General features: G+C 57.2%; 12 protein-coding genes. 7 read left to right on the forward strand and 5 right to left on the reverse strand.

The window, feature by feature from the left end; genetic code table 11:
* Nucleotides 1-83: 83 nt before the first annotated feature.
* Nucleotides 84-866 carry a glucose 1-dehydrogenase gene (locus C8J40_RS18455; RefSeq protein ID WP_132898250.1) on the forward strand — a complete coding sequence of 261 codons (783 nt, stop codon included), beginning with the start codon at nt 84-86 and terminating at the stop codon, nt 864-866.
* 124 nt (nt 867-990) lie between these two features.
* Nucleotides 991-1,476 carry a PaaI family thioesterase gene (locus C8J40_RS18460; protein WP_056024468.1) on the forward strand — a complete coding sequence of 162 codons (486 nt, stop codon included), beginning with the start codon at nt 991-993 and terminating at the stop codon, nt 1,474-1,476.
* Here C8J40_RS18460 and C8J40_RS18465 read toward each other — a convergent pair.
* The gene (locus tag C8J40_RS18465; protein WP_243693490.1) at nt 1,473-2,555 is read right to left on the reverse strand and encodes a glycoside hydrolase family 43 protein; all 1,083 of its coding nucleotides are present in this window, start codon (nt 2,553-2,555) and stop codon (nt 1,473-1,475) included. The two genes, C8J40_RS18460 and C8J40_RS18465, sit on opposite strands and share 4 nt — an antisense overlap.
* Nucleotides 2,556-2,842: 287 nt before the next feature.
* Here C8J40_RS18465 and C8J40_RS18470 point away from each other — a divergent pair, with 287 nt between their 5' ends.
* From C8J40_RS18470 to C8J40_RS20440, 4 genes are all read left to right on the forward strand, one after another.
* On the forward strand, nt 2,843-3,589 hold the full coding sequence (locus C8J40_RS18470; RefSeq protein ID WP_132898251.1) for an SDR family oxidoreductase: 747 nt from the start codon (nt 2,843-2,845) through the stop codon (nt 3,587-3,589).
* Nucleotides 3,590-3,726: 137 nt separating this feature from the next.
* Nucleotides 3,727-4,137 carry a cupin domain-containing protein gene (locus C8J40_RS18475; protein WP_056024474.1) on the forward strand — a complete coding sequence of 137 codons (411 nt, stop codon included), beginning with the start codon at nt 3,727-3,729 and terminating at the stop codon, nt 4,135-4,137.
* A gap of 741 nt (nt 4,138-4,878) precedes the next feature.
* Complete coding sequence (locus C8J40_RS18485; RefSeq protein WP_132898252.1) at nt 4,879-5,616, forward strand: Crp/Fnr family transcriptional regulator; 738 nt, start codon at nt 4,879-4,881, stop codon at nt 5,614-5,616.
* 389 nt (nt 5,617-6,005) lie between these two features.
* Nucleotides 6,006-6,146 (forward strand): hypothetical protein, encoded by a 141-nt coding sequence (locus C8J40_RS20440; RefSeq protein ID WP_156362132.1) that lies wholly within the window; start codon nt 6,006-6,008, stop codon nt 6,144-6,146.
* 207 nt (nt 6,147-6,353) lie between these two features.
* Here the strand turns inward: C8J40_RS20440 and C8J40_RS18490 are convergent, their stop codons facing one another.
* Together C8J40_RS18490 and C8J40_RS20445 are read right to left on the reverse strand one after the other, a co-directional pair.
* Entirely contained in the window at nt 6,354-6,818 is a 465-nt protein-coding gene (locus C8J40_RS18490; RefSeq protein ID WP_132898253.1) for a GAF domain-containing protein, read from the reverse strand.
* Nucleotides 6,819-6,970: 152 nt separating this feature from the next.
* Nucleotides 6,971-7,150 (reverse strand): hypothetical protein, encoded by a 180-nt coding sequence (locus C8J40_RS20445; protein WP_165911508.1) that lies wholly within the window; start codon nt 7,148-7,150, stop codon nt 6,971-6,973.
* A 220-nt stretch (nt 7,151-7,370) separates the two neighbouring features.
* Between C8J40_RS20445 and C8J40_RS20600 the strand changes: the two genes are divergently transcribed.
* Nucleotides 7,371-7,616 (forward strand): hypothetical protein, encoded by a 246-nt coding sequence (locus C8J40_RS20600; protein WP_132898254.1) that lies wholly within the window; start codon nt 7,371-7,373, stop codon nt 7,614-7,616.
* 652 nt (nt 7,617-8,268) lie between these two features.
* Here C8J40_RS20600 and C8J40_RS18500 read toward each other — a convergent pair.
* Together C8J40_RS18500 and C8J40_RS18505 are read right to left on the reverse strand one after the other, a co-directional pair.
* Nucleotides 8,269-8,805: a hypothetical protein gene (locus tag C8J40_RS18500; RefSeq protein ID WP_132898255.1), complete on the reverse strand. Its 537-nt coding sequence runs from the start codon at nt 8,803-8,805 to the stop codon at nt 8,269-8,271.
* A gap of 97 nt (nt 8,806-8,902) precedes the next feature.
* Nucleotides 8,903-9,499 carry a hypothetical protein gene (locus C8J40_RS18505; RefSeq protein WP_132898256.1) on the reverse strand — a complete coding sequence of 199 codons (597 nt, stop codon included), beginning with the start codon at nt 9,497-9,499 and terminating at the stop codon, nt 8,903-8,905.
* Between the last annotated feature and the right edge of the window lie 336 nt (nt 9,500-9,835).

The raw sequence follows: 9,835 nt of genomic DNA on the forward strand, positions 1-9,835 counted from the left end.
GATTTCATGGAAGCGGCATCGACCGACTTCGTTCTGAACCATATCCGCGGCGATCGAGCCGCTTCAGCGCGAAGGAAATCGAGATGGCCGACCAGAACCAGAATTACGCAGGCAAGATCGCCTTCGTCACCGGCGCCGCCAATGGAATCGGGCGCACCACTGCCATCGCCTTCGCCGAGGCTGGTGCACATGTCGCCGTCGTTGATCTGAACGGAGACGGCGTTGCCGAGGTCGTCGCGGCGATCGAGGCAGCGGGGGGCAGCGCGGTCGGGATCACCTGCGACGTCTCGAAGAGCGAGGACGTTCGTACCGCGCTCGACAAGACGGTCGAGGCCTTTGGCGGCATCGACATCGCGTTCAACAACGCCGGTATCGAGCAGCAGCAGATCCTGCTGGCGGACCTCAGTGAGGAGGATTTCGACCGCATGACCGCGATCGATCTGCGCGGCGTGTTCCTCTGCATGAAATACCAGATTCCGCTGATGCAGAAGCGGGGCGGCGGCGCGATCGTCAACACCTCGTCGGGCGCAGGCGTCGTCGGAATTGCAGGGCAGGCCGGGTACGTTGCCGTCAAGCACGGCGTGATCGGAATGAGCAAGTCGGCTGCGCTCGAATATATCGGCGACAATGTCCGCGTGAACGTCATCTGCCCCGGCATCATCGAAACGCCGATGATCACCGACCGGGTGTCTGGCGGTACCGAGGAAGGCCAGAAGAAGATGATCGCGCAGGAGCCGATCGGCCGCATGGGCAAGCCCGAGGAGATCGCCGCCGCGGTGCTCTACATTTGCTCCGACTCGGCTGCGTTCATGGTCGGTCATGCGATGGTCGTGGATGGTGGACAGACGGTCGGTCTTGGCGGTTGATCAGGTACTGGCAGCGCGCGCAGCGGCCAGTCGTGGCGCCGCTGCCTCGTTCCGAGCGCCTGGAAATCGTTGAGATCCAGTCGTTGCCTCTGCTTTACCAAGAACCGCTATGTGAGATCGACCCATGACGACTGACCTTCCGATCACTCCTGACGGGCTTGCCCAGGTTCGCGCGATGCTGGCGACCGGGCGGCAGCCTCCGCTCGGGGAAAAGCTCGGCATCTCGCTGGTCGAGGTCGAATACGGGCATGCCGTCTTCGAAGCCACGCCGGACGGCACGTCCTACAATCCGATGGGAACGGTGCACGGCGGGTATATCTCGGCAATCCTCGACAGTGCCTGCGGCATCGCTGCGCACACCGGGTTGAAACCGGGCTTCGGCTATACGACGCTGGAGTTGAAGGTGTCGTTTCTACGCCCGCTGAACGATTCCAGCGGGAAGATCCGGGCGGTCGGACGCCTTGTGTCGATGGGCGGTCGCGCCGCATTTTCGGAGGCGACCCTGGTCAACGAGAAGGGGCAGCTCTGCGCGACGGCGACGTCGACGCTGCTCGTCTTCGAACTTCGACCACGAAAAGCGGTAGCAAATCCGGCTGATGGCGCCTCCTAAGAGCCTGGCCTCGCTTTAGTCGCCACCGGCAGGCGTCGGGCCGTCACGCCGCCCTGGGTCAGAACGACCGGCGCTATGCTGCCGTCTTTACGGAAATGCATCCGCTCGATCGCGACCTGACGATGATTGCCGTTCGTCTCACCCAGGGGACGTCGGTGATAGACGATATACCAATCATCCGTTCCAGGGATGCAGACAGCGGAATGATGCCCCGCGCCGCGAGCGACGCGCGCGTCCTGCTCGAGAATCTTGCCGCGCGGTGTGAACGGTCCGAGAGGGTTGGAAGCCGTAGCGTAGGCGACGCTGTACAGCGGTCCCGTCCACTCGCCTTCCGACCACATCAGGTAATAGATTCCGCGCCGCTTCAGCATGAACGGTCCCTCGACATAGTCGGCGGAGGGGGTGATCGCCTTGTACGTCTCGCCGTCCGCGAACGGGGTGAGGCTGGTGAGGTCTCGCGACAGCTTCACAACGTTGCAGTGTTTCCAGCCGCCATAATACAGGTAGCAGGTTCCATCGTCGTCGCGGAACACCATCTGGTCGATCGGCTGCGCGCCGTTGACGATGCTGCCGATCAGGGGTTTGCCGATCGCGTCGCGGAACGGGCCTTCCGGGCGGTCGCTGACCGCCACGCCGATTCCGCCGCGCTGTCGGTCGGTCTTGATGTCGTTCGCGCCGAAGAACAGGAAATAGCGGCCATCCTGCTCGATCGCCGAAGGGGCCCACACCGCATAGGCCGCCCAGTCGACGTCCTTGACGTCGAGGACGCGCGGATGGCGGGTCCAGGATACCAGGTCTGGCGAGGAGAACGCGTCGAGAAACGTCTGTCGCAGAAACGGGCTCCATATCGTCGGCGAGGCGCGTTCATGGGTTTGCCAACGGGTGAACCGGCTGGGCGGGGCGGGGACGGGCCCGTCGGCGGAATAGGTCGGATAGATCCAGTATCGATCGCCGAAAATGCGGATCTCCGGATCGGCGTACCAGCCCGGCAGAACGGGATTGGCTGCCCACGCAGTCCTCGAAGTGGCAGCGCCAACGGCGAGTCCCGCCAACAGCATTCGTCGATCGATCAAAGGCATTACTGGGTCCGTTGCAGTTTGGACGGGTGTGCTTTGAAACGGTATTCGCCGTATTTAACGCGAATGACCAGCGTGTCATCCAGACAATCTCCCGGATTTGTCGACCAATCGATCGCGGAGTCGCGTTGGATGCTGATGGTTCGGATTGATGAAATCTGTTCATCGAAGCATCAACCAGATAGCGGGTAATCTAGCCTGCCGCGTGTCCCATATTCCGTCTGCAACGTAAGCACATCGAGGTCGGCGTATCGCCGCCCCGATCAATTGCTGAAATGGAGGGCAGTGAAATGACTGACCGTATCAAAGATAAGGTCGTCGTGATTACCGGCGCCTCGAGCGGCCTCGGCGAGGCGGCGGCACGGCATCTGGCGGCGTGCGGCGCGACGGTCGTGCTCGGCGCGCGCCGTACAGGTCGCCTCGAAACGCTCGTCGCAGAGATCGTGGCGGCGGGCGGACAGGCTCTGGCTGTGCAGACCGACGTTACCGACCGTGCAGCGGTCGCCAACCTCGTCGACACCGCCGTACAGCGCTTTGGCGGGATCGACGTCCTCATCAACAATGCCGGGATTATGCCCCTGTCGGCTTTGGAAAGCCTCAAGGTGGATGAATGGGACCGCATGGTCGACGTCAACATCAAGGGCGTGCTGTACGGAATCGCGGCCGCGCTGCCGCATATGAAGGCGCAGAAATCGGGCCAGGTGATCACGACCTCTTCCGTTGCCGGCCACGTCGTCTTCCCAGCATCGGCGGTCTATTCCGGCACGAAGTTCGCGGTCCGCGCCATCTGCGAAGGCTTCTGTCAGGAAGTGAAGGACTACAACATCCGGACCACTATCCTGTGCCCCGGCGCGGTGAAGACCGAGTTGCTCGAGCAGATCTCGGCCGAGGGCGTCCGCTCCGCAAACAGCGATTATGTCGGCAAGGTCGGTATCTCAGCCGACAGCTTTGCCAGGATGGCGGCGTTTGCGATCAGTCAGCCCGATGATGTCGACGTCAACGAGATCATCTTCCGCCCGACCGCGCAGCAATTATGATTTTTGGCTTCACAGCAGAGGGCCACCGCAGCGTTGCGCACTGTTTATCGAGGACGATGATGATCAGAGTTCTGACAATTTCGGCAATTCTCCTGGCGTCCAATGGCGTCGCACACGCACAGCAAGGAAAGAGCAAGATGGATATATCCCGCAAGGCAGACCTGAAGACGGTCCCCGGCCCCGACGCGTATTTCACCGGCAAGGTCACGATCACCGGACAATTCCAGCGGCCCGAGCCGTCGCGCGTCGGCGGTGCCGTGGTCCATTTCGAGCCGGGCGCACGCACCGCCTGGCATACCCACCCGGCCGGGCAGACGCTCATCGTCACCGAAGGTGTCGGCTGGACGCAGGTCGAGGGCGGACCGAAGCTCGAATTCCATGCGGGCGACCAGCTCTGGTGTCCCCCTGAACACAAGCACTGGCATGGCGCGACCGCGCATGACGCCATGACTCACATCGCCATCCAGGAATCTGTGAATGGCACACCCGTAACCTGGATGGAAAAGGTGAGCGACGAGCAATATCTCGCGCCGTTGGCGAAGGGCTGAGTGGTACCGCACGTCATCGTCAAGCTATGGCCGGGCAAGTCGGACGATCAGAAGCCGGCTTGCTGACGCGATCACGGAGAGGGTGACCGGCATCCTCCGCTATGGCGATGACGCAGTATCGATCGCGTTTGACGAGGTCGTGCGAACGACTGGAGCGAACCGGTCTACAAGGTCGATATTTTGGGTCGATGGAACGATCTCGCCAAGCGACCGGGATACGGCGATCGCCCTCAGGACAGAGGCGCGACGCCTGATCCGGACGAAGCCTTCACGCGGGCGAACAGCGGCGCCATCCTAAACTGAGGCTTGGCACGCGGTCGATGGCGAGCGATCGCGTCTTATAAGTTCGCTCCCGCGTCGGCAGCCCGGAAGCCGACCACAAATATTTCGATGAACAAATGTCTGAAGTTGGGAAGCCGAAAACGAACCGCGAATGACCGGCTATGGGTCTGGCCGGCAGCCGTAGGGCAGGGGGCCGCTCGCCCACATCCGGACACCCGGGCTGGCGATCAAAGCTCCCAGTAACGGCCATTCGTTCAGCGCATCGTTCCCGGTTTAAAGTTGCCCATATGCCCCGAACTGCTGGCCTAACTGCCGCTGTACCGTGATTGCCGACGTCAACTTTAATTTAAATCAAGGTTCATTCGGCAACCTATGGTATAAATCATAAATTGCTGACCGATCACGGCCCTTGGCAACTGAGAGACGCAATGCTCCCGCCGATATAACGGGACCCTTGTTTTGATCTCGGAAATTGACTCTCGTGGTCTGATTGCAAAAAACCTATCGGCGCATTCGCAGAAGCAAGTATTCGACAGCGAAGCTTTAGGCCGTTTGAAAGCTCGAACAAGAACCTTTGAGTCGGGAAGCTACGTATTCAGGGAAGGCTTGTCATTTTCTGACTATGCGTTTGTAATATCAGGACATCTATTCCGTCAAAAGCAGAATATAGACGGTCATCGACAAATTGTATCGTTAATAATCCCCGGAGACGTAGTTAATCCAGAAAATAGATTTGTGAATAATCTGGACTATAACGTGGTCTGTACGGAAAAATCTATCATCGCGTTTGTGCAAAAATCCGAGTTTGAATCGTTAATTGATTCCCACCCATCCATTCGGTTGGCTTTGGATATAATCACAACGGCGGAGTCTCGACAGTTACGGGAGTGGCTGTTAAATATAAGTGCGCGATCTGCACGGACTCGTGTAGCTCATTTCTTGAACGAATTTGCTGCCAGAACCAAGTTGCGCGGCTTGAGTGATGGGTTGCGCTTTTCCCTACCTATGTCGCAGGAGCAGATTGGGGAGAGCGTCGGAATCACACCTGTTCACGTTAATAGATCTATCAGGTCACTAGTTGAAAGTGACTTAATCAAGCACAATAATAGAAGATATGAAATAGTTGATCTCAATGCTTTTAGACAGGCTGGTCAATTCACGGAAAGGTTTCTCTTAGTCGACGACCTGCCTCATTGATTGCCATATCATGGATACCATGATGGCCGACGTTCGGTGTCTGGTCCAAATTCGGCGATCGTCACTCAACTCTAAAAAAGCGGGGCCGGCCACTTTCCTAACCATTCCAGCCATGCCGCTGGCGCCCCGACAAGGACGCTAAGGTCGATCATTTTGCCGTCAAATTCATCTGGAGATCCCTGTTTAACGTAGCCGAATGCGATCGATAAAAGCGCAAGCGATAGATCAATCGCGTTCGGTCGGCCCCTGGCCCCATCGACGAGGGCGCTATAGTCAGCCCACTTGATCCTAATCAATTCTATATTGGTAGGATCATTTACCTTTCTTGATCTAAGTTATCCCCGAGAGGCCTTACGGTGCACGTCGGAATGCTAGACAGGAGGCCGAGGATGACGTTCGACCAACAGGAAAAATTGAAAGCGCTTCTGCTGGAAGCGCTGGTAATAGCCGACAAAATGGAGGGGCGTGGTGTTCTCGCCCTCTACATTGTTCAGGCACTAGATACCCTGACGCCCAACGTTCGGCGTTAAGCGGTTCGATGTCTGGTATCGCCGCCTGTCTCACCATGAGAAGACGGTCCGCTTCGTTTCCCATTCCGGCCATTCCGCTTACGCCCACACCTGGACGTTTATGCGGGCGATCTGCGCTCCGCCATAATCGTCTGCGCCGGACGATGCGACCCGTCCGGACTAGGGGTCGCGACGGAACACTGTTCGTTATCCTAACTCGCGTCTGGTTCAAGCGGCAGATAGTATCGAGGCGATCCTGTCCGCAAACCCCTTCAGCATCGAAACTTTGCCGAGACCAGCTAGCTTCCGTGGTTCGGGATCGATGGCGCAAAGAGTGCCATAGAACGAGCCGTCGGTGAGAACGATGGGAAGTGAAACATAGCTCTTAAACCCGTATAGGGCCGGAGCGGGATGGCTTAGCCACTTCGGATTTCCCGCCACGTCGTCTATCACCACTGTATTACCGTGCTCGCGTATGTCGTTGCAGATAGTCGTTGAAACCCTCAGTTCCTCACCTGGTGACATCCCAAAGTCGATTTGATCGACGACTTGACAGGCAATCCAGCGTGTATCGGTAACACGAGCAAGGGCGACAAACCCCATTCCGGTTGAAGCGGCAACTTCGTCTAAAATCTGGCGGATACCGTCGTCATCACCGTCGCGAGCGGCGCCAGCTGCAAATTCATCGAGCATACCGGTCGTTACCCGGTCCTGCGGTAGGACGGCAACTGTTCCGAACCGTCACGCATCAACTTGGTTTGCGTAGATGCCGCTTTACCGAACTGGAGGCGGCGAAACCCGGTGCCCTGCATTCCCAGCTCGCGTTTCCTTCGTTTGAAGCAAACTCAGGACTGGTACTTTAACCTTCGTACAGCTTTTCCAACGCTGAAACCGGAAAGCCACGCGAAACGCTCTGACATTTTATCATGAACTTCAAAAGGGCATTGGTCTGGAACCCCTTCGCTTTGACCGCTTTTTAAGCCCGCTTCATACGCATCGCTTAACAATGGTTCGTCTGGTTTCATTGTTTGGTAACGCTCGAAGGCAACAATCGGGTCGAGCGGGATCGATACAATCTTGGTGTTAGAAGGCGAAGCTCGTTTACTCCTCAGTTGCAATGCGACCGGGGGATTTGGGAAGGTATACGCATTCCCGTTTCACCATACCATTTGAGAAGTGCGTCGGCGTCGGCGTCGGCGTGCAGGTCATGTTGCGCCTCACGATCGTCAATGACATGAATGATCGATGGAACTCTCAAAAACGGCTTCACGCGTCGGGGTTTCAGTCGGCCTAGCCGTCCTGATTGTCGGTATCGGAAGCTTCGGCTTTGGTCCGCGTGGGCTTACGATAGGCGTGGTAGTGACGTTTCTCGTGCTGGCCTGGCGGCACGACAACAGCGCCGGGCTGTTGTTCCCAATCGCGATGCTCATCGTCATCACGATCGCCGTCTTGCTGCTGCTAATGTACTTGATGGCGAGAATGCACTCGTAAGCGAACGGACGCCACAATCTGGCCATTCCCGTATCGGTCCCAATCGGGAATGCCGGCGCTTTCCCGTTTCTCGATCCCTCGCGAGAAAGCCGGATCGTACCGGAACGCCCACTTCGAGACATTGCGAAGAGCCTGAGCCGTTCCTGATTGCGGACACCAACGGTTGGTGCAACCATCGCCGCTGATGCTGCTCGCCACCCTTCTCGCTACCGCCGCCCTGACGGCCCCCAACGAAGCGGATTTCTCCCAAAGCTATCGAGTTTGGGTTTCCGCAGATCGGCGTAGTTGCACCTACTCGCTTACTGACACGGGCTTGAACCCTCGCCAGCTTACCGACGCGTTGACGCAGAATGGCTATGAGGTCGGTAGAGGGGCTGAAGTTCTTACGACTCCCGATACGCCTGTTCGATGCGTTCGCGAGGCTACGCGTGCCGTTCGGCGAGCCGGTTTTGTCACTATTCGGACAAGGCTTGGGACTGAGAAGGATCGGATGCACGGCATTCCGTGAACGGCAGTTATGTGCTGGTTCTCGCCCGAAAGCGGACCGTCGCTTATCCTTCCCATCCCGGACATTCCTTGATTCAGAAATCAAAAATTTTGCATCAGGCCACAACGTTTTTCGGTAACTATGAGTGTCTGCCAAATCGTGCGATCAACTATGATCTTGCTCAATTATGGAGAACTCTGGGCTACCCCAATCATAGTTGAATTCGTCATAGCGATATCCTGTAAAAGACGCTGCTAGATCGATGGGAACGTCAATTAAGTGATCAACGTCGCTATCTACGCCACCGCTTGCGTTTTGCGAATCTACCTTGGAAATTTCTATTTGTCGTAATTGGTGCGGGACCGGACCGGTTGAGGAAACATCGTATGTTCCTTCCTGTGCATCATGACTGACATTCCATGTGACGATGCCGTTTTGTGCCGCAAAACACGAACTGAACATCACATGCTCTTCGACCTGACATCCAACGATTTCGGTATCGGAGGAGCGACCAATGGTACTCGGACTGACCGCATATTCGAAATCATTAGACCAAATGATTGTCCACCCAGTTGGTAGTGAGGCGGCAGAAAATGGCGCTTCGTTGGCCTCGTCCGCCACGCCAGTGTCTTTGAAACCCATTATCTCGAGCGCGCGATCCTTCGGTAGTCGAAGCGCCACCCATGATATCGAGAAGCCCATAAACCCTCCGTGTTTTTACGTCTCATACAGTATCGGTGATGACTGTTTCTACAAATGGCGCTTGGGTTGGCGTGATGCACAATTCACGGATTTCGCATCAGCGCATAAACAGCGGGAAGCCGAGGGCCCCTGTGATGCAGAATATTGATGCATCTGGGATACCCGTTAAGTGGTCGGTTTCTTGGGGTGTGGCCTCCAAAGCGGCCATTCCGCTTTCCTCCCATTCCGGCCATCCCGATGCAAAATCAAAAGTTTTGCATCGGGCCTGGGCGCTTGGCCGAGGCCGCAAGCGCCCAAGGGGATCTAGGATCTTCACCCGTTGGCCAGGTATGCCCGCATAGTCTGTTGCGGAGCGGTGACCGTCGCGGTCAGTGATCGTCACTGTGAAGTGGCAGTTCAACGCGTCGGACCAAAAGCGGGCCTTTGCTTCTACCACGTTAGCGATTGATCCACCGGCTTTCGAACAGAGGTCAGCGAATGCGGTCTTATAGAGCGCTACCGACTCCACCAGCGAGGTAGACGGTTCACCTTCGATGACAACGCCGTGTAGGAAATCGACCGTGATCGCGCGCTCGTGAGAGCGCTCGGCATCTCCATAAACGTCCATCTCGTAATGGCCGATCATGAGACCAATGCCGCTCCCGAGGGAATCGGCGACGTTGTGAACGATGGACCGTAGTTCGGCATGTTTCATAGGGGCAGGCTATAATGGCTCAGACCCGTTTCCTATGACTTTCCGCACCCATCTGATGCAAAACTCACGGATTTCGCATCGGCCTCAAGGCGGCCCAATTTGCGGCCTTCCTCGATGAAGAACTCTGATGCTTCCCGAGCAGCACGTCGATTGCAAAAGGGTTCGTTTTTTGGGAACGCTGAGAAGCTCCTACATTACCTTCGTGAACCAGCAGTTGACCACGCGACCGTCCTCGGCATCGACGTGGCAACGCCCGGTCCATGTCGTCACTTCGAGCACCGCCTGATCTAACGCTATGATCTGGGAGTAGCCTTTCGCGTCCGACCACTCTTCAAC

It is taken from the genome of Sphingomonas sp. PP-CC-3A-396, from assembly GCF_004343105.1.
Lineage (GTDB): Bacteria > Pseudomonadota > Alphaproteobacteria > Sphingomonadales > Sphingomonadaceae > Sphingomonas.